The organism is Streptomyces sp. NPDC102437 (genome assembly GCF_044765565.1).
In the GTDB taxonomy this organism is placed as follows: Bacteria; Actinomycetota; Actinomycetes; order Streptomycetales; family Streptomycetaceae; genus Streptomyces.
The window spans coordinates 24,635-41,848 of sequence record NZ_JBIWKI010000048.1 but is presented as its reverse complement, the minus strand read 5'-3'; the positions used below and the strand labels follow the sequence as shown (position 1 = coordinate 41,848).

The window sequence follows — 17,214 nt, the reverse complement described above, 5'->3', positions numbered from 1 at the left end:
CCCACCCCCGAGGACTTCGCCAACATCGCCGGACTCGGCGTCCAGGGCGTCGTCGAGGGCCACGCCGTCCTCGTCGGCCGCGAGCAGCTGCTCGCCGAGTGGGAGATCCACCTCCCCGTGGAGCTGGCCCGGCGCAAGGCCGAGGCGGAGGCCGCGGGCCGGACGGCCATCGCGGTGGCCTGGGACGGCGAGGCGCGGGCGGTGCTCGAAGTCGCCGACGCGGTGAAGGACACCAGCGCGGAGGCCATCGAGCGGCTGCGGTCCCTGGGCCTCACCCCGATCCTGCTGACCGGCGACAACCGGGCGGTGGCCGAGGCGGTCGCGGCCGAGGTCGGGATCGAGGAGGTGTACGCGGAGGTCATGCCGGAGGACAAGGTCGACGTCGTCAAGAAGCTCCAGGCCGAGGGCCGTTCGGTCGCCATGGTCGGCGACGGGGTCAACGACGCGGCCGCCCTCGCCCAGGCCGATCTGGGCCTGGCGATGGGGACCGGCACGGACGCCGCGATCGAGGCCGGCGACCTGACGCTGGTACGCGGCGACCTGCGGGCCGCGGCGGACGCCATCCGGCTGTCGCGCAAGACCCTCGGCACCATCCGTACGAACCTGTTCTGGGCCTTCGCCTACAACGTGGCCGCTCTGCCGCTCGCCGCGGCCGGGCTGCTCAACCCGATGATCGCTGGCGCCGCGATGGCCTTCTCGTCGGTCTTCGTGGTCGGCAACTCGCTGCGGCTGCGGGGGTTCAGGGCGGCGGCGTAGGACGCCTGGTCCGTACCCCTCAGGGCCCGTCCGGCCGAGCACGGCCGGACGGGCTCTCGTCGTCGGGCGGCGGGCCCTGCAGCGACACCCGGACGGTGAGGCCCCCCTCGGGGTTGGGGATCAGCGCCAGGTCCGCGTCGTGGGCGCGGACGATGCTGGCGACGATCGCCAGTCCGAGGCCGTGGCCGCGCCGTGCCGGGTCCGGCTGGGCCAGCCGCCCACCGCCCCGCAGGAACGGTTCGGTGAGCCGGTCGACGGTGCCGGTCACCAGCGGTCCGGCGTTGGCGACGGTCAGGAGCGCGTGGCCGGGACGCGCCGGGTCGGGGCCGGTGGTCAGGGTGAGCGTTCCGTCCGTGGGCAGGTTGTGCCGTACGGCGTTGTGGAGCAGGTTCACGACGAGCTGGCGCAGCAGGACGTCGTTGCCGGTTGCCGGAGCCGGGCGGATGTCGGTGGTCAGGGTGACGCCCCGCGCACCCGCCTCCTCGCGGACGGCTTCGACGGCTCGCCGGGCGGTGTCGGCGAGGTCGAGGCGCTGGGTGGCGGGCGGGGTGTGGTCGAGCGCGGAGAGTTCCAGGAGGGCGTCGGTGATCTCGATGCCGCGCCGGTTGGTCTCGCTGAGCCGGGAGACGAGCTGCCGGTAGTCCTGGCCGTCGGGGTCGGCGACGGCCACGTCGAGCATGGTGCGGCTGACGGCGAGGGGGGTGCGCAGCTCGTGCGAGGCGTTGGCGGCAAAACGCTGCTGGGCCTCGAAGGACCGCTGGAGGCGGGCGAGCATGTCGTCGAAGGTGTCGGAGAGTTCGGTGAACTCGTCTCGCGGGCCGGTGAGTCCGATGCGGTGGTCCAGGGAGCCGTCGGCGGCCCGCCCGGCCGCCCTGGTGATCTCCTGGAGGGGGCGCAGGACACGGCCCGCGATGAGCCACCCGCCGCCGAGCCCGAGCAGCGCCAGGAGCAGCAGGGTGACGCCGGCGGCCGCGAACAGGGCCTGAAGGATGTCCGGCCGGGCGGCGAGGTCCGCGGCCTGCGGGTTCACCGCGGTCAGCGGGTAGTTGGGCAGGAAGCGCATGGCCAGGTAGACCACGATCAGGCTGAGTGCCCCCGAGCCGAAGACGAACAGGGCGTAGGTCAGGGTGAGTTTCATCCGGGCGGTCAGCCGCCGCGGCCGCGCGGTCCGCGCCGCGCCCCGCTCCGTGTCCCCGGCTTCCTGGCCGGGTGCCGTGCGGCGGTTCACCGTACGGGCCCGGTCGGCCCGTCGAGGCGGTAGCCGACGCCCGGCACGGTGTGGATGGCGGAGGGTTCACCGAGCCGTTTGCGGAGGGTGGAGATGGTGATGCGGACGGCGTTGGTGAACGGGTCGGCGTTCTCGTCCCAGGCCCGCTCCAGCAGCGTCTCCGCGCTGACGACGCCGCCGCGCGCGGTCATGAGGACCTCCAGGACGGCGAACTGCTTCCGGGTGAGCGCCACGTACCGCCCGTCGCGGAAGACCTCGCGCCGGAACGGGTCCAGCCGGATTCCGGCGCACTCGATGACCGGGGGCGTGCTGTCCTTGGGCCGGCGGGCCAGTGAGCGCAGCCGTACGACCAGCTCCTTCAGGTCGAAGGGCTTCGTCAGGTAGTCGTCGGCACCGATCTCGAACCCGGTGACCTTCTGGTCGAGGAGACCCGCCGCGGTCAGCATGAGCACCCGGCAGCCCAGGCGCCGCTCCACGATGGCCCGGCACACGTCGTCGCCGTGCGTCCCTGGGATGTCGCGGTCGAGCACGACGACGTCGTACTCGTTCACCTCCAGGCGCTCCAGGGCGGTGTCGCCGTCCCCGGCGATGTCGGAGGCGATGGCTTCGAGCCTCAGACCCGCCTGCACCGCCTCGGCGAGATACAGCTCGTCCTCGACAATCAGCACCCGCATGCGGCCTCTCCTGCTCTGCTTTTCACTTCGGACCTCTCGCGTGGATCAGGCCGGGCCCATCGAAAACGTAGCGCTTCGGGCCTATCGAAAACGTATGGGGAAATCGAGACGGTCCCACAACACGGCCCGCTCTTCACTCGGTGCATCGGCCCGCGGCACCCGCCGCCCGCCCCGACCGGGATTTCCGGAGGCCACCATGCACGACGACCCGACAGCGAGCCCTTCTGCCACGGCGGCGCGCCGCTTCCCCGTCCGGACGGCGGCGGGGGTGTGCGCGGTCGCGGGGCTGGCGCTCGCGGCGGCATGGGGCATGACGGCCCGGAGCGAACCGGCCGCGCGGGCCGTCGCGACGGCGGACCGGGGGCTGCGCGGCGCGGCGACGGCGGGTGTCGCGCCGGAGAGCACCGACGGCGGCGACCTCCCGCAGGACCGTCACCTCACGCCCTTCGACACCCGGTACCCGGCCATCGACCGGCTGGACAAGAACCTGCTGAAGGCCGTGCAGAAGGCGGCCCGGGACGCCCGCGGGGACGGCATCGAATTCCGGGTCACCTCGGGATGGCGCAGCAGGGAACACCAGCAGCGCCTGCTGGACGAGGGCATCCAGAAGTACGGGAGCGCGGAGAAGGCGCGGCAGTTCGTGAACACCCCGGAGAAGTCGACCCACGTGTCCGGGAAGGCCGTCGACATCGGCCCCACCGATGCCGACGACTGGCTCATCCGCAACGGCGCCGACTACGGCCTGTGCCAGGTCTACAACAACGAGATGTGGCATTTCGAGCTGCTGACCAGCCCTGGTGGCCACTGCCCGACGCCGCGGACCGACGCCGCCGGCTGACCGGCGCTGCGACCGGCGGCGCGACCTGCACCGGTCGGCGACGCGCCTTTCAAACCCGTGGGCCCTTGCCGCGCCCCTCCCTGCTTCCGAAGGACATGTCATGGCCGATCTGCGCGAGGACCCCTATCCGGATGTACACATCGGAGGCGGATTCTCCGACCCCACCGATCTCTCCGGCCCGGAGCCGATGGCCGGTCCCCCGCACGCCCCGGCACGGCAGGAACCGGACCGGCCGGGGCGCGAACCGGACCGGCCGGGGCGGCTCCTGCGCCGGTGCGGCCCGGTGCTCCGTACGGGCTGGACCACGAGCGCCGTCGCGGCGGGGGCGGCGCTCCTGATGGCCGGCCACCCGCTCGTGCCCAACCGGCCGGGCAACATCGGCAGCCTGCTCGAAACCCTGCTGCCCTGGACCGGCCTGGTCGTACCGGCGCTGCTCCTGGCCGCCCTGCTCCGCAGGTCGGTACCGGCCGTCATCGCCGCCCTTCTCCTGGGGGCCGTGTGGATGGGCGTGTTCGGACCCCTGTTCTTCGGCGGAGAGAGCGACACGAAGCCGAACCTGACCGTGGTCACCCACAACGTCGGCGCCACCAATCCCGACCCCAAAGCGACCGCCCGTACGCTGCTGGCCGCCGACCCCGACCTGGTCGCCCTGGAGGAGATCACCGACGACGCCCTGCCCGCCTACCGCGAGGTGCTGGACCGCCGACTCCCGCACTCCGTGCACATCGGCACCGTCGCCCTGTGGAGCCGCCACCCCCTCGCCGAATCCCGCCGCGTCACCATCGACCCCGGCTGGAGCCGCTCCCTGCGCGCCCGGGTCCAGTCGCCGGACGGCCCGCTCGCCGTCTACGTGGTCCACCTGCCCTCGGTACGCGTCGGCGCCTCCGGCTTCACGATCGGGCGGCGCGACGCGGCCCTCACCGCCCTCGACCGCATGCTCGACCACGAGCGGCAGCAGAAGGTCCTCCTGCTGGGCGACCTCAACGGCGCCACCACCGACCGCCGCCTCGCCCCGTTGATGTCCCGGCTGACCTCGGTCGAGGACGAGGCGGGCAGCGGCTTCGGCTTCAGCTGGCCCGCGGCCTTCCCGATCGCCCGGGTCGACCACATCCTCGTCCGGGGCCTCACCCCCACCGACGCCTGGACCCTGCCCGCCACCGGCAGCGACCACCGTCCCGTCGCCGCCGCACTCAAGACGTAGCGCGGGGCGAGCCCTTAGGGTCGGTGCCATGACCGACAGCTCGCGTGCGAACAGTGCCCCCGGCGCGGGGCGCGACGACTCCCTCCGCGAGCGCTGGCGGACGGCGCTCGTCGGTGCGCGGGCCGGCGCCCCCGGCCCCGACCCGCTGCCGTACGCCGACAACCTCCTGGCACGCTGGGCCGAGCCGCAGCGGCGGTACCACACCACCGCGCACCTGGTCGCGGTGCTCGATCACGTCGACACGCTCGCCGGGTACGCGGCCGACCCGGACGCGGTACGCCTCGCCGCCTGGTTCCACGACGCGGTGTACCGGCCCGACCGGTCCGAGAACGAGGAGCGCAGCGCCGCGCTGGCCGAGCGCGCCCTCCCGGAGGCCGGGGTGCCGGACGGCGTCACGGCGGAGGTGGCCCGGCTCGTACGGCTCACCGTCACCCACGACCCGGCGGACGGCGACAGCGACGGCGAGGTGCTCTGCGACGCGGATCTGGCCATTCTCGCGGCGCCCCCGGGCCAGTACGCGGCTTACGCGGCGCAGGTGCGCGAGGAGTACGGCTTCGTGCCGGACGACGCGTTCCAGGAGGGGCGGGCGACGGTGCTGCGCCAGCTGCTCGGGCTGCCGCGGCTGTTCCGTACGCCGTACGGGGCGGAGCACTGGGAGCCGCGGGCCCGGCAGAACCTGATGACCGAATCGGAGCTGCTCGGCCACTGATCCCCGGCTCGCCGGGGAATGCCGGGGACGCGGCCGCTGTTGGCAGCTGTCATGCCCGACTCTGCCGCTCGCCGCTCCCGCATGCCCCTGGCCGTGTACATCCTGGGTCTCTCGGTCTTCGCCCTGGGAACCAGCGAATTCATGCTCTCCGGGCTGCTGCCGCCCATCGCCGACGACATGAACGTGTCGATACCCCGTGCCGGACTCCTCATATCCGCGTTCGCGATCGGCATGGTGATCGGCGCCCCGCTGCTCGCCGTGGCCACGCTCCGGCTGCCGCGCCGCACCACGCTGATCGCCCTGATCTCGGTCTTCGGCCTCGGTCAGGTCGCGGGCGCGCTGGCCCCGACGTACGAGGTGCTCTTCGCGTCGCGGGTGGTGAGCGCGTTCGCCTGCGCCGGGTTCTGGGCGGTGGGGGCGGCCGTCGCCATCGCGATGGTGCCGGTGAACTCTCGGGCCCGTGCGATGGCCGTGATGATCGGCGGTCTGTCCGTCGCCAATGTGCTGGGTGTGCCGCTGGGCGCGTTCCTCGGTGAGAACTTCGGCTGGCGGTCGGCGTTCTGGGCCGTGGGCGCGGCGTCCGCCGTGGCGCTGGTCGGAGTGACGACGCTGATCCCGCGCATCCCGCTGCCGGAGCAGAAGCCCCGGCTGAAGCAGGAGATGAGCATCTACCGGGACCGTCAGGTGTGGCTGTCGATCGTGATCACGGCGCTCGCCGCGGGCGGGGTGTTCTGCGCGTTCAGCTATCTGGCGCCGCTGCTGACGGATGTCGCCGGGCTGGACTCGGGCTGGGTGCCGACCGTGCTGGCGCTGTTCGGGATCGGGGCGCTGGTCGGTACGACGATCGGCGGCCGGATCGCGGACGCGCATCTCTTCGGGGTGCTGATGAGCGGTATCGCGGCCTCGACGGTCTTCCTGGCCGCGCTGGCCCTGTTCGCGTCGAACCAGGTCGCGGCGGTCGGGCTCTCGTTCCTGCTGGGCCTGTCGGCGTTCTACACGGCCCCGGCGCTGAACGCCCGGATGTTCAACGTGGCGGGCGCCGCCCCGACGCTGGCCGGTGCGACGACCACGGCCGCGTTCAACCTGGGCAACACCGGCGGCCCCTGGCTGGGCGGCACGGTGATCGACGCGGACTTCGGTTTCACGGCGACCGCCTGGGCCGGGGCGGCGATGACGGTACTGGCGCTGGTGGCCGTGGTGTTCTCGCTGCGGCTGCAGCGCAGCCGCGCCTCGTCGTCCCGGCTGGTGGCGGGCGCCCCGGCCGCCGCGCCGCAGGACGCGCCTCAGGAGTGCGCGTCCTCGACGACCGCCTGAGCGGCCTCAGCCCTGTGCGGGACGCCCCTGCACGGGGCTTTCCCGCACGGGGCCTTCCTGCACGGGAAGCCTCGGTGCGGGTCGCCCCTTGGGCCGCCGCAGCCCCGCCTGCGTGATCCGGCGGACGAGCTCCTTCGAGCCGATCTCCCGGGCCCCGGCCCGCACCGCGTCCTCGTACCGCGTCTCCGGTACGTCGTAGTGGTCCCGCTCGAAGGCGCGCGGTGGGCAGCCGATGGACGCCGCGAAGGCGTGCAGCTCCTCGAAGGAGACATCGCTGACCAGGTGCGACCAGAGCCGCCCGTGCCCCGGCCACTCGGGCGGGTCGATGTAGACGGTCACCGCCGCAGTATCCCGCTCAGCGAACCGACCGGCGCCACCGCCACCGCGGCCTTGGTGCACACCCAGTGCGGGTCCGGACCCAGTTCGGGTTCGACGTCGAGCGCGTGCGGGTCGCCCGCGTCACAGACCGGGCAGAGCGGCCACCGGCCGTACCGTTCGAGCAGCGCGTCCTGCACGTCCTGGGCGACGAGGCCCACCACGAACGCGGCACCGTCGGGCCACTGCTCGACCCACCAGCGGCGGTGCGTCACCGCGTCCTCGACCAGCGAGACGATCCCGGCCTCGGCGACGTCACCTGCGGCGAGATCGGCCATGACCAGCGCACGGGCCGTATGCAGCGCCTGTTCCAAGGGGTTCATCTCCATGGGCCCATTGTCACCTGCCCGCGAACTCGCCTCGCCCGCCCGTCGGCACCGTTTCCGCGCTGTCGGAGGGGGTGGCCGCGGACCGGTGAAGACGGGACGAGGGGGGGGTTGACGGCCAACCCGGTTGAAAATACCTTTCAAATGTGACCCATGACCTGAAGGAAAGTTTCAACGCCGACTCCCCGCCCGCCCCGGCGGCCCTCGCGGCCAAGGTCCGCACGCTCGCGCCGTCCATGACCCGTTCCATGCAGCGCGTCGCCGAGGCCGTCGCCGGTGATCCGGCCGGCTGCGCAGCCCTCACGGTCACCGGTCTCGCCGAGCTCACCGGCACCAGCGAGGCGACCGTGGTCCGCACGGCCCGCCTGCTCGGCTACCCCGGCTATCGCGATCTGCGCCTCGCCCTCGCCGGGCTCGCCGCGCACCAGCAGTCCGGCCGGGCCCCTTCCGTCACGGCCGACATAGCGGTCGACGACCCGATCGCCGACGTGGTGGCCAAGCTGGCCTACGACGAGCAGCAGACCCTCGCCGACACGGCCGCCGGGCTCGACACCGTCCAGCTCGGTGCCGCCGTGGCCGCCGCCGCCACCGCCCGGCGCATCGACATCTACGGCGTGGGCGCCTCCTCCCTCGTCGGCCAGGACCTCGCGCAGAAGCTGGCCCGCATCGGCCTGATCGCGCACTCCCACACGGACCCGCACCTCGCGGTGACCAACGCCGTGCAGCTGCGCTCCGGCGACGTCGCCATCGCGATCACGCACTCCGGCTCCACGGTCGACGTGATCGAGCCGCTGCGGGTCGCCTTCGACCGGGGCGCGACGACGGTCGCGATCACCGGCCGCCCCGACGGCCCGGTCACGCAGTACGCCGACCACGTCCTGACCACGTCCACCGCCCGGGAGAGCGAGCTGCGGCCCGCCGCCATGTCGAGCCGTACGAGCCAGCTCCTCGTCGTCGACTGCCTGTTCATAGGCGTCGCGCAACGTACGTACGAGACGGCCGCACCGGCCCTCGCCGCCTCCTACGAAGCCCTGGCCCACCGCCACACCCCACGCCCGCGCTGACCGGCCCCGCCGATCCGCGATCCCTCCGCACCCGCTGACCGGCCCGCCGGTCCGCGAACCCCCCGCACCCGCTGAACCGCACGAGACCGAGAAAGCAGAGCCGCCCTCCATGACCTCCACCACCGACGCCGACCCCACCGCCTCCGACGGCTACGGGGAGCTGCGCGCCCAGCTCGCGACGCTCACCACCGAGGCGTTCCGACCCGAGCTCGCCGAGATCGACCGGCTCGGCACACTTGAGATCGCCCGCATCATGAACGGCGAGGACCAGTCCGTCCCGGCCGCCGTCGGCGCCCGGCTGCCCGAGATAGCCGCCGCCATCGACGGCACGGCGGAGCGCATGGCGCGCGGCGGCCGGCTGATCTACGCGGGCGCGGGCACCGCCGGCCGGCTCGGCGTGCTCGACGCCAGCGAGTGCCCGCCCACCTTCAACACCGACCCCTCCGAGGTCATCGGCCTGATCGCGGGCGGCCCGACCGCCATGGTCAAGGCCGTCGAGGGCGCCGAGGACAGCAAGGAGCTGGCCGCCGCCGACCTCGATGCCCTGGATCTCACCGCCGACGACACCGTGGTCGGCATCTCCGCCTCCGGCCGCACGCCGTACGCGATCGGGGCCGTCGAGCACGCCCGCGGCAAGGGCGCACTGACCATCGGCCTCTCCTGCAACGCGGACTCCGCGCTGGGTGCCGCGGCGGAGCACGCCATCGAGGTCGTCGTCGGCCCGGAGCTGCTCACCGGCTCCACCCGGCTCAAGGCGGGCACGGCCCAGAAGCTCGTCCTCAACATGCTCTCGACGATCACGATGATCCGCCTCGGCAAGACGTACGGAAACCTGATGGTCGACGTCCGCGCCTCCAACGAGAAGCTGCGCGCCCGCTCCCGCCGGATCGTCTCGCTCGCCACCGGAGCGTCCGACGAGGAGATCGAGGCCGCCCTCGCCGCGACCGACGGCGAGGTGAAGAACGCCATCCTCACCATCCTCGGCCAGGTCGACGGCCCCACCGCCGCCGACCTCCTGACCGCGTCCGGCGGCCATCTCCGCGCCGCCCTCGCCGCCGCCCCCCGCACCACCTGAACCACCGGCTCCATCCCCGCACCCCCGCACAGCAAGGCACCACGCACCATGGCAACAGAAGACAAGAGCCGCGCCACCGCCGCCGCGATCCTTCCGCTCGTCGGTGGCGCCGCGAACGTCAGCACCGTCGCCCACTGCATGACCCGGCTCCGGCTGGGTCTGCACGACCGCTCCCTCGTCGACGACGAGGCCCTGAAGGCGGTCCCCGCCGTCATGGGGGTGGTCGAGGACGACACGTACCAGATCGTCCTCGGCCCGGGGACCGTCGCCCGGGTCACGCCGGAGTTCGAGCGACTGGTTGAGGAGGGCGCAAAGGGCCGGGCAGCAGCCCCTGAGCCGGGCGGAGCCGCACCCTCGGCATCCGCCTCCGCGTCCGCCTCCGCGGACGAGCTGGCCGCCCATGGTGCCGCGATGAAGGCGGCCCGGAAGGCGAAGAACGCCACCCCGTTCAAGCTGTTCCTGCGCCGGATCGCGAACATCTTCGTCCCGCTGATCCCGGCTCTCATCGGCTGCGGCATCATCGCCGGCCTCAACGGCCTGCTGGTGAACCTGGGCTGGCTGACCTCGGTCACCCCCGCCCTCGCCGCGATGGCGTCCGGTTTCATGGCGCTGATCGCCGTCTTCGTCGGCTACAACACGGCGAAGGAGTTCGGCGGTACGGCGATCCTGGGCGGTGCGGTCGCCGCGATCATCGTCTTCCCGGGCGTCGCGAACATCGAGGCGTTCGGCCAGAAGCTCTCCCCCGGGCAGGGCGGTGTGCTGGGCGCACTCGGGGCGGCGGTGCTCGCGGTGTACGTGGAGAAGTGGTGCCGCCGCTGGGTGCCCGAGGCACTGGACGTGCTGGTCACCCCGACCCTCACGGTCCTGGTCTCCGGCCTGGTGACGATCTTCGGCCTGATGTACGTGGCCGGCGAGGTCTCCACCGCCATCGGTACGTTCGCCGACTGGCTGCTCTCCAACGGCGGTGCGGGCGCGGGCTTCGTGCTCGGCGGTCTCTTCCTGCCCCTGGTGATGCTGGGCCTGCACCAGGCGCTCATCCCGATCCACACCACCCTGATCGAGCAGCAGGGCTACACCGTGCTGCTCCCGATCCTCGCGATGGCGGGCGCCGGCCAGGTCGGCGCGGCCGCGGCGGTCTACTTCCGCCTCCCGCGCAACGAGTCGATCCGCCGCACCATCAAGTCCGCCCTCCCGGCCGGTCTGCTGGGCGTCGGCGAGCCCTTGATCTACGGCGTCAGCCTCCCGCTCGGCCGCCCGTTCATCACGGCGTGCGTGGGCGGCGCGTTCGGCGGCGGCTTCATCGGCCTGTTCAACCAGCTCGGCGACAAGGTCGGCTCCACGGCCATCGGCCCGTCCGGCTGGGCCCTGTTCCCCCTGCTCGACGGCAACCACGGCCTGGGCACCACGGCCGCGATCTACGGGGGCGGCCTGCTCGTCGGCTACCTCGCCGGGTTCCTCGCGACGTACTTCTTCGGCTTCAGCAAGGACCTGCTGGCGGAGTTCAACGTCTCACAGGAACCCGCCGGGTCCACGGCCACCGCAACGGGCGCCCCGGCGTCCCCTGCGTCCCCTGCGTCGAAGGAACCGGCCGGAGTCTGACCCCGGGCACCCGGACATGACCGAGGGCGGCACCCGACGCGGGTGTCGCCCTCATCCGTATCCGCTTGGTCCACTCAGACCGATCAGGCCGCTCAGACCGGGAACTCATCCGTGAGCAGCGTCGTACCGAACGGCTCGGGCAGGGTGAGCGGCTTCCCGAACGGCACCGGGTCGGAGTGCTTGTACGTCCCGTCCTCATTGGGCTGCGTGAACAGCGTGACCATCGCCCCACGCGTGTCGAACCGGTCGATGAGCAGATACATCGGCACGCCCGCCCGCGCATAGGCGCGGTACTTCTTCGTCCGGTCGTCCCGGGCATTGCCCTTCGACGTGATCTCTACGATGAGCAGCGCGTCCGCCGCGTCCATCGGGTCACTGGCCTCCGAGTCGGCGGCCATGATCAGTTCGCGCTCCATGATGACCAGATCGGGCACGTAGAGCCTGTCGAGGGGCACGACGTGGACGCCGAGAGTCTGGTAGATGCCCAGCTTTTCAGGGAGTGCCCGATACAGGCGATGCTGCACCATTTCGGCGATGCCGTTGTGATGCGCATGAGGCGGAGGTACCAAGACGATCTGCCCTTCGTCGATCTCGGCGCGCCACCCCTCGGGCACGTCCAGTTCACGCCACGTCTGCAGCAGGTAATCCCACGGGCGGCCCTCAGAGGTCCGGTCGTTCTCGACCATCGCGGCAGTCATCGCGAGTCCCTTCTCCCGTGGCCTGTCAGAGGAGCGTAGATCGACGGTTCCGCGGCAGTTCGCCGCTTCCATCAGCGTCCCACGATCGTGTGAGAAAGGCAGCGACCCTCCGCCCGCCGCGGGCCACCGCCCCGCCGCCGGTTCTCTGTACCGGTTTTTCCGGCCGGGTAATACTGACCCAGTGACCGCAGCACGCGTTCTTGTCGTCGAGGACGACCACGGCCTGCGCGATGTCCTGGCCCGTGGCCTGCGTGACGAGGGCTTCGACGTCGTGACCGCCGCCGACGGCGCCACCGCGCTGAAGGCCGTCGACACGTCGGTGCACGCGGTCGTGCTCGATGTGGGGCTGCCGGACTCCGACGGGCGCGATGTCTGCCAGGCGATGCGCGCACGTAGGAACGCGCCCGGAACTGGAAGACCAGGGTGACGACCAGCAGGGCACCCATCAGGTACGAGGTGTTGATCAGCCCCATGCCGAGGTTGTCGTTGAGCAGATCGGCCGCGGTCTCGCCCACTGTGGTGCACAGCACCTTGATCACCCAGAAGTAGAGGGTCACTTCCGGGACCTTGTTGAGCATCTGCCGCGCCCGCGTGCGCCCGCCGGGTGCGTACGTGTCCGTCGTGTCGGTTGTCATGGAACGGCACGCTCGCAGGGGCTCCCTGAAATTTTCCTGACTGCGTTCCCCTGGGCCCCGTCTCCCCGATCGAAGGGCGGCACCCGACCCGGGTGTCGCCCTTCCGTGTATCAAAAGCCGGGTCCCACCCGGCGCAACGACGCCTTCACGGCAGCCTCCCCTCCCTGTTGACCTCCCGGACCCGGGCCCGCAACACCTCCCCCAGCGGCGCCGGGCGCACCGAATCCGGCGGGCAGTCCCACTCCGCCCCACCGCCCGGCGCCCGCAGCTGTACGTACGGTCCGACGCGCCCCATCACGCGCCCCACCCGCCCGTCCCGGGTGTCCACCGCGAACGAACCCGGCTCCGGCGCGCTCGACTCAGGTCCTTCACCGTTCATGACCGGCCAGTCCCTGCGCCTCCAGCACCACACTCAGCATCAGCGCCGTGTCGAGATTGCACCGTCCGAGGTCCACCAGCGGCGTCCCCGCGTCGCTCCCCGCACATGACACCGGGTCGATCCGCAGCGACGGCAGCGTGATCCCGACACCCGAGAACCCCTCCTTCAACCGCGCCACCGCGTCCTCCGCTGCCCGCACTCTGCCCTCCGTCGCCCTGCGCCGTTCCTTGATCGTCATGAGCCATTCCTTTCCACGCTGAGTAATGACAATGCATACCCAGCGTGTCCAACGCGTCGCTAACCTGGAAGAGGCGCAGAACCAACAACCGCACGTGTGCCACAGGAAGTTGTCATGCCGGGGCCCAAGAAGCCCGATCCCTCCTCCTCTCCACGCGCCCTGCTCGGCGTGGAGCTCCGCCACCGAAGAGAGGGGCGGCCCTCTCACAGGAGGCGCTGGGCATCCCGCTGTTCGTGAGCGGTTGTGGCCGAAAGGGCCGACGCTCGTGTTCCGGGACGCCGCGTGGACGTCGTTCATCGCGGACCTCAAGGGCGTCCAGGCCTGAGAAACGGGGCGGATCGACCGAGGCCGTCGGCCGATCCGGCCCACGTCCGGTCCGGTGGTCAGGCCCTGACCCGGCCGCCCAGCGGTGCACCCACTCGATCGAGTGGTGGTTTCAGGCCATATATGCGGTTTGCGTGAGGAATGCCCTCGGCTGACGCAATCATTCGGCGGTGAACTCAACATTCCGGACGGCCCACCGTCCCAAGTCACTGCGTGCGGCCGGATTCGGCGCGCTCGCCGTACTGACCCTGCTTCCGGCGATCCCGGCCGCCGCCTCCACCGCGAAGGAAGCCTCACCGCGGCCCGCGGCGCAGGCGATGCACCGCCCCGTCACCCGGGCCGAGGCCAGGACCTCCGAGCGCCTCGACTCGTTGCAGGGCAGGCCGGAGAAGCTGACAGCGTTCTTCAAGGCCCTGCCCAAGGGCGGTGACCTGCACAACCACCTGTCGGGGGCGGTCACCACCGAGTACCTGATCCAGCTCGCGAGCGAGGCCGGGCTGTGCATCGACGCGACGGACACGGCCGTGGCGCCGCCGTGCGGGCCGGGTACGAGGCCGGCGGCCGAGGCGCAGCACGACGCCGCGTTCCGGCAGCGGATCATCCGGGCCTGGTCCATGCAGGACTTCCCGGCCGACCAGTCCGGGCACGACCACTTCTTCGACACGTTCGGCAAGTTCGGCATGGCCACCTGGTACACCCGCGGCAAGATGCTCGCGAACGTGGCCAACACCGTGGTCGAGCAGAACCAGTTCTACCTGGAGACCCTCGTCACCCCCGCTTCGGACGCCGGCAGGGCGCTCGCCGACAAGGTGGGCTACGACGCCGACCTGGCCGCCCTCCACGCCAAGCTCGTGGCCGGTGGCCAGCTCGACCGGGTGGTGGACGAGGCGGTCCAGGAGGCCGACGACACCGACGCGCAGTTCCGTGAGGCCGCGCACTGCGACACGCCCCGCCCCGACCCGGGCTGCAAGCTCCCCGTCAGGTGGATCTCCCAGGTGTCCCGGGGCAGCTCCCCGGTACGGGTGTTCACGCAGATGGCGGTCGGCATGCGACTGGCCGAGCGCGACCCGAGGTTCCTCGCGGTCAACCTCGTACAGCCGGAGGACGGTGAGAGCGCGCTGGCCAACTACAGCCTCCAGATGCGGATGCTGAAGTACCTGCGCGGCCAGTACCCCGACTCCCACCTCACCCTGCACGCCGGTGAGCTGGCCCCCGGCCTGGTCAAGCCCGAGGACCTGACCTTCCACATCCGTGAAGCGGTGCTCGTGGCCGGAGCCGAGCGCATCGGCCACGGCGTGGACCTGGTCCATGAGGACGACTGGCGGCAGCTGGCCCGCACGATGGCGCGGCGCAACGTGGCCGTCGAGGTGCCGTTCTCCAGCAACAAGCAGATCCTCGGCATCGCGGGCGACGACCACCCGTTCAACGCCTACCGCCGCTACGGCGTCCCGGTCGTCCTGGCCACCGACGACCCGGGCGTCTCCCGGATCGACATCAGCCACGAGTACCAGTACGCGGCCAAGACATACGGCCTCGGCTACGTCGAGCTGAAGGACCTGGCCCGCGCCTCGCTGGAGTACGCGTTCCGCGAGGGCCGCAGCCTGTGGGCCACCGGCTCCGCCCCGTCCGGCTACCGCCCGGTCTCCGCCTGCCAGGGCAACCGGCCGGGCACCGACCGCCCGAGCTCGCGCTGCGCCCGCTACCTCGCCGACAACCCGAAGGCGGCGACCGAGTGGCGTCAGGAGGCGGCCTTCGCCGTCTTCGAGCGCGACAACCGCTGACCCGAGCCCCCGGGCCGGGTACGGGGCTTGGGCCCCGAGCCCGGTAAGGGGCTTGAGCCCCGGGCTCGGGGCGCTCTTCGTACGGGCGTCAGGCGTTACTCGCCTCGATCTTCCTGCTCCGCCACCCACAGATGGCCGAGCGTCCCGAGGACCAGACGGCAGACGTCGTCCGGATCGGCCCCGGCCAGGGGCTCCCGGGCGACAACCGTCCGCATCAGGCCGATTCCCAGCAGCCAGGCCATGGCGAGATCCGCACGCAGCGCACCGTCCTCGGCCCCGGACAGCCCGGCCAGCGCGCTCTGGTACGCCTCGCCCAGCTCCCGCAGGGTTCCGGCCGCCTCGTCGCCCCGCCCGACCGACCGCAGATAGACCTCCAGGGAACGGTCCTCCGGCCCCTCCGCGCTCCGGGTCAGCATCGAGCGCAGGGCGGTCTCGAACAACTCCTCCGGCGGCGTCGCCCGCAGCTGCTCCAGGCCGCCGAGCGCCACGACCTCCGTCAGCAGCCCCCGCTTCGAGCCGAAGTACCTGAACAACAGTGCCTGGTTGACCCCGGCGCGCGCCGCTATCTCCCGGACCGTCGCCCCCTCGTAGCCACGCTCCGCGAACAGGTCCCGGGCCGCCTCCAGCAAGCGGCGGCGGGTGGCCGCGGCGTCCCTGCGGCGCTCTTCGGGCTGCGGGGCGGAAGCGGTCTCCATGGCGGCTTTCCTCTCGAACGGCCCGTCAGGATAACGGCCTTAAAGCGTCGTTGACTGCCCGGGAAGACCGCTCCTACCTTTGTAAGCAGCTGCTTACATCCGGGAGGCCGCAGTGACCACAGCAGATGCCGCACCCCTCGCCTACCCCTTCAACACCCCCGAAGGGCTCCAGCTGGCCGAGGCCTACGAGCATGTACGCGAACGGCCGGGGCTCTTACGGGTCCAGATGCCGTACGGCGAACCGGCCTGGCTCGTCACCCGCTACGCCGACGCCCGGCTCGTCCTCGGCGACCAGCGCTTCAGCCGGGCCGCCGCCGCCTCGCACGACGAGCCCCGGCAGTCCGAGGGGCAGCGCGACGGGGGCATCCTCGGCATGGACCCGCCGGACCACACCCGGCTGCGCTCCCTGGTCGCCAAGGCGTTCACCGTCCGCCAGGTCGAGAAGCTGCGCCCCCAGGTCCGGGAGCTGACCGCCGGTCTGCTCGACGAACTGGAGACCGCGGGGCCGCCCGCCGACCTCGTCGACCTGTTCGCGCTGCCGCTGCCGGTCGCCGTGATCTGCCGGATGCTGGGCGTACCCACCGAGGACCGGCCGCGCTTCCGGGTGTGGAGCGACGACGCGCTGTCGACCAGTTCCCTCACCGCCGAGGAGTTCGACGCGAGCCGCGAGGAACTGCGCGCCTACATGGCCGGGTTGATCGAACAGCACCGCCGCGCACCGCAGGACGACCTGATGACGGCGCTCATCGAGGCACGCGACGGCGGGGACCGGCTCTCCGAGCTCGAACTCGTCGATCTGTGCGTGGGCATCCTGGTCGCGGGGCACGAGACCACCGCGTCCCAGATCCCCAACTTCGTCCTCACCCTGCTCGACCACCCGGACCAGCTGGCCAGGCTCAGGGCCGAACCCGAGCTCGTCCCGAACGCGGTGGAAGAACTGCTGCGCTTCGTCCCCCTGGGCAGCGGAGCCGGTCAGCCCCGGTACGCCATCGAGGACATCGAGGTCGGCGGGACTCTCGTACGGGCGGGCAGCCCGGTCCTGGTCGCCGTCGGCGCCGCCAACCGCGACGCACTGCGGTTCACCGCCCCAGGGGTCCTCGACATCGCCCGCGAGGGCAACCAGCACCTCGGATTCGGCCATGGCGTCCACCACTGCCTGGGCGCCCCGCTCGCCCGGCTCGAACTCCAGGAGGCGCTGGCCGCCCTCATCGCCCGCTTCCCGGAACTGCGGCTGGCCGGGGATGTGACCTGGAAGTCCGAGATGCTGGTGCGCGGCCCGCGCGTCATGCCGGTGGAGTGGTGAGC

The 17,214-nt window shown here is 72.0% G+C and carries 18 protein-coding genes and 3 pseudogenes; 12 read left to right on the top strand and 9 right to left on the bottom strand.

Features of this window, described 5'->3' with window-relative positions; translation table 11 throughout:
- A partial coding sequence (locus ACIRJP_RS35940) for an HAD-IC family P-type ATPase (protein WP_404183717.1) occupies nucleotides 1-756 on the top strand: 756 nt, incomplete at its 5' end.
- 19 nt (nucleotides 757-775) lie between these two features.
- Here the strand turns inward: ACIRJP_RS35940 and ACIRJP_RS35935 are convergent.
- Both ACIRJP_RS35935 and ACIRJP_RS35930 read right to left on the bottom strand, forming a co-directional pair.
- A complete protein-coding gene (locus tag ACIRJP_RS35935; protein ID WP_404183714.1) occupies nucleotides 776-1,984 on the bottom strand; it encodes a sensor histidine kinase in 1,209 nt (402 codons plus the stop codon).
- Nucleotides 1,981-2,658 (bottom strand): response regulator transcription factor, encoded by a 678-nt coding sequence (locus ACIRJP_RS35930; RefSeq protein ID WP_360928461.1) that lies wholly within the window; start codon nucleotides 2,656-2,658, stop codon nucleotides 1,981-1,983. Before ACIRJP_RS35930 ends, ACIRJP_RS35935 begins: the two co-directional genes overlap by 4 nt.
- A gap of 196 nt (nucleotides 2,659-2,854) precedes the next feature.
- Here ACIRJP_RS35930 and ACIRJP_RS35925 point away from each other — a divergent pair, with 196 nt between their 5' ends.
- The 4 genes from ACIRJP_RS35925 (at nucleotide 2,855) to ACIRJP_RS35910 (ending at nucleotide 6,720) form a co-directional block, all read left to right on the top strand.
- Nucleotides 2,855-3,496, top strand: a complete 642-nt coding sequence (locus ACIRJP_RS35925; protein ID WP_404183711.1) for a M15 family metallopeptidase — start codon at nucleotides 2,855-2,857, stop codon at nucleotides 3,494-3,496.
- Between the two features lie 337 nt (nucleotides 3,497-3,833).
- Nucleotides 3,834-4,697 (top strand): endonuclease/exonuclease/phosphatase family protein, encoded by an 864-nt coding sequence (locus ACIRJP_RS35920; protein WP_404183729.1) that lies wholly within the window; start codon nucleotides 3,834-3,836, stop codon nucleotides 4,695-4,697.
- 28 nt (nucleotides 4,698-4,725) lie between these two features.
- The gene (locus tag ACIRJP_RS35915) at nucleotides 4,726-5,406 is read left to right on the top strand and encodes a hypothetical protein (protein ID WP_404183708.1); all 681 of its coding nucleotides are present in this window, start codon (nucleotides 4,726-4,728) and stop codon (nucleotides 5,404-5,406) included.
- 81 nt (nucleotides 5,407-5,487) lie between these two features.
- Nucleotides 5,488-6,720, top strand: a complete 1,233-nt coding sequence (locus tag ACIRJP_RS35910; protein ID WP_404183726.1) for a Cmx/CmrA family chloramphenicol efflux MFS transporter — start codon at nucleotides 5,488-5,490, stop codon at nucleotides 6,718-6,720.
- 6 nt (nucleotides 6,721-6,726) lie between these two features.
- Here ACIRJP_RS35910 and ACIRJP_RS35905 read toward each other — a convergent pair whose 3' ends face one another.
- Both ACIRJP_RS35905 and ACIRJP_RS35900 read right to left on the bottom strand, forming a co-directional pair.
- The gene (locus tag ACIRJP_RS35905) at nucleotides 6,727-7,059 is read right to left on the bottom strand and encodes a DUF4031 domain-containing protein (protein ID WP_404183705.1); all 333 of its coding nucleotides are present in this window, start codon (nucleotides 7,057-7,059) and stop codon (nucleotides 6,727-6,729) included.
- Entirely contained in the window at nucleotides 7,056-7,424 is a 369-nt protein-coding gene (locus tag ACIRJP_RS35900; protein ID WP_072487914.1) for a hypothetical protein, read from the bottom strand. The genes ACIRJP_RS35905 and ACIRJP_RS35900 overlap by 4 nt, the downstream gene beginning before the upstream one ends.
- A gap of 143 nt (nucleotides 7,425-7,567) precedes the next feature.
- Between ACIRJP_RS35900 and ACIRJP_RS35895 the strand changes: the two genes are divergently transcribed.
- The 3 genes from ACIRJP_RS35895 (at nucleotide 7,568) to ACIRJP_RS35885 (ending at nucleotide 11,159) form a co-directional block, all read left to right on the top strand.
- A complete protein-coding gene (locus tag ACIRJP_RS35895; protein WP_266730761.1) occupies nucleotides 7,568-8,485 on the top strand; it encodes a MurR/RpiR family transcriptional regulator in 918 nt (305 codons plus the stop codon).
- A 109-nt stretch (nucleotides 8,486-8,594) separates the two neighbouring features.
- Nucleotides 8,595-9,560, top strand: a complete 966-nt coding sequence (murQ, locus tag ACIRJP_RS35890; RefSeq protein WP_388661708.1) for an N-acetylmuramic acid 6-phosphate etherase — start codon at nucleotides 8,595-8,597, stop codon at nucleotides 9,558-9,560.
- Nucleotides 9,561-9,608: 48 nt separating this feature from the next.
- The gene (locus ACIRJP_RS35885) at nucleotides 9,609-11,159 is read left to right on the top strand and encodes a PTS transporter subunit EIIC (RefSeq protein WP_404183700.1); all 1,551 of its coding nucleotides are present in this window, start codon (nucleotides 9,609-9,611) and stop codon (nucleotides 11,157-11,159) included.
- A 92-nt stretch (nucleotides 11,160-11,251) separates the two neighbouring features.
- Here the strand turns inward: ACIRJP_RS35885 and ACIRJP_RS35880 are convergent, their stop codons facing one another.
- Nucleotides 11,252-11,857: a Uma2 family endonuclease gene (locus ACIRJP_RS35880; RefSeq protein WP_404183697.1), complete on the bottom strand. Its 606-nt coding sequence runs from the start codon at nucleotides 11,855-11,857 to the stop codon at nucleotides 11,252-11,254.
- A gap of 181 nt (nucleotides 11,858-12,038) precedes the next feature.
- Between ACIRJP_RS35880 and ACIRJP_RS35875 the strand changes: the two are divergent.
- Nucleotides 12,039-12,248, top strand: a pseudogene (locus ACIRJP_RS35875) (response regulator transcription factor); the annotation flags it as partial.
- Nucleotides 12,249-12,309: 61 nt separating this feature from the next.
- Here the strand turns inward: ACIRJP_RS35875 and ACIRJP_RS35870 are convergent.
- The 3 genes and pseudogenes from ACIRJP_RS35870 to ACIRJP_RS35860 form a co-directional block, all read right to left on the bottom strand.
- Nucleotides 12,310-12,435: pseudogene (locus tag ACIRJP_RS35870) on the bottom strand (hypothetical protein); the annotation flags it as partial.
- A 202-nt stretch (nucleotides 12,436-12,637) separates the two neighbouring features.
- A complete protein-coding gene (locus ACIRJP_RS35865; RefSeq protein ID WP_404183694.1) occupies nucleotides 12,638-12,871 on the bottom strand; it encodes a hypothetical protein in 234 nt (77 codons plus the stop codon).
- The gene (locus ACIRJP_RS35860; protein ID WP_404183692.1) at nucleotides 12,861-13,109 is read right to left on the bottom strand and encodes a hypothetical protein; all 249 of its coding nucleotides are present in this window, start codon (nucleotides 13,107-13,109) and stop codon (nucleotides 12,861-12,863) included. The genes ACIRJP_RS35865 and ACIRJP_RS35860 overlap by 11 nt, the downstream gene beginning before the upstream one ends.
- Before the next feature lie 114 nt (nucleotides 13,110-13,223).
- Here ACIRJP_RS35860 and ACIRJP_RS35855 point away from each other — a divergent pair.
- Both ACIRJP_RS35855 and ACIRJP_RS35850 read left to right on the top strand, forming a co-directional pair.
- Nucleotides 13,224-13,351 (top strand): annotated as a pseudogene (locus tag ACIRJP_RS35855) (transcriptional regulator); the annotation flags it as partial.
- Nucleotides 13,352-13,603: 252 nt separating this feature from the next.
- Entirely contained in the window at nucleotides 13,604-15,214 is a 1,611-nt protein-coding gene (locus ACIRJP_RS35850; protein WP_404183689.1) for an adenosine deaminase, read from the top strand.
- Nucleotides 15,215-15,309: 95 nt separating this feature from the next.
- Here the strand turns inward: ACIRJP_RS35850 and ACIRJP_RS35845 are convergent, their stop codons facing one another.
- Nucleotides 15,310-15,909 carry a TetR family transcriptional regulator gene (locus ACIRJP_RS35845; protein ID WP_404183686.1) on the bottom strand — a complete coding sequence of 200 codons (600 nt, stop codon included), beginning with the start codon at nucleotides 15,907-15,909 and terminating at the stop codon, nucleotides 15,310-15,312.
- A gap of 112 nt (nucleotides 15,910-16,021) precedes the next feature.
- On the opposite strand from ACIRJP_RS35845, the gene ACIRJP_RS35840 reads away from it, so the two are divergent.
- A complete protein-coding gene (locus ACIRJP_RS35840) occupies nucleotides 16,022-17,212 on the top strand; it encodes a cytochrome P450 (protein ID WP_404183683.1) in 1,191 nt (396 codons plus the stop codon).
- Nucleotides 17,213-17,214: the final 2 nt, after the last annotated feature.

Bases quoted from the DNA above. Each gene is read 5' to 3' on its own strand.
- ACIRJP_RS35930 (WP_360928461.1), bottom strand. From the start codon at position 2,658: ATGCGGGTGCTGATTGTCGAGGACGAGCTGTATCTCGCCGAGGCGGTG.
- ACIRJP_RS35925 (WP_404183711.1), top strand. From the start codon at position 2,855: ATGCACGACGACCCGACAGCGAGCCCTTCTGCCACGGCGGCGCGCCGC.
- ACIRJP_RS35920 (WP_404183729.1), top strand. From the start codon at position 3,834: ATGGCCGGCCACCCGCTCGTGCCCAACCGGCCGGGCAACATCGGCAGC.
- ACIRJP_RS35915 (WP_404183708.1), top strand. From the start codon at position 4,726: ATGACCGACAGCTCGCGTGCGAACAGTGCCCCCGGCGCGGGGCGCGAC.
- ACIRJP_RS35910 (WP_404183726.1), top strand. From the start codon at position 5,488: ATGCCCCTGGCCGTGTACATCCTGGGTCTCTCGGTCTTCGCCCTGGGA.
- ACIRJP_RS35900 (WP_072487914.1), bottom strand. From the start codon at position 7,424: ATGGAGATGAACCCCTTGGAACAGGCGCTGCATACGGCCCGTGCGCTG.
- murQ (WP_388661708.1), top strand. From the start codon at position 8,595: ATGACCTCCACCACCGACGCCGACCCCACCGCCTCCGACGGCTACGGG.
- ACIRJP_RS35885 (WP_404183700.1), top strand. From the start codon at position 9,609: ATGGCAACAGAAGACAAGAGCCGCGCCACCGCCGCCGCGATCCTTCCG.
- ACIRJP_RS35880 (WP_404183697.1), bottom strand. From the start codon at position 11,857: ATGACTGCCGCGATGGTCGAGAACGACCGGACCTCTGAGGGCCGCCCG.
- ACIRJP_RS35865 (WP_404183694.1), bottom strand. From the start codon at position 12,871: ATGAACGGTGAAGGACCTGAGTCGAGCGCGCCGGAGCCGGGTTCGTTC.
- ACIRJP_RS35860 (WP_404183692.1), bottom strand. From the start codon at position 13,109: ATGACGATCAAGGAACGGCGCAGGGCGACGGAGGGCAGAGTGCGGGCA.
- ACIRJP_RS35845 (WP_404183686.1), bottom strand. From the start codon at position 15,909: ATGGAGACCGCTTCCGCCCCGCAGCCCGAAGAGCGCCGCAGGGACGCC.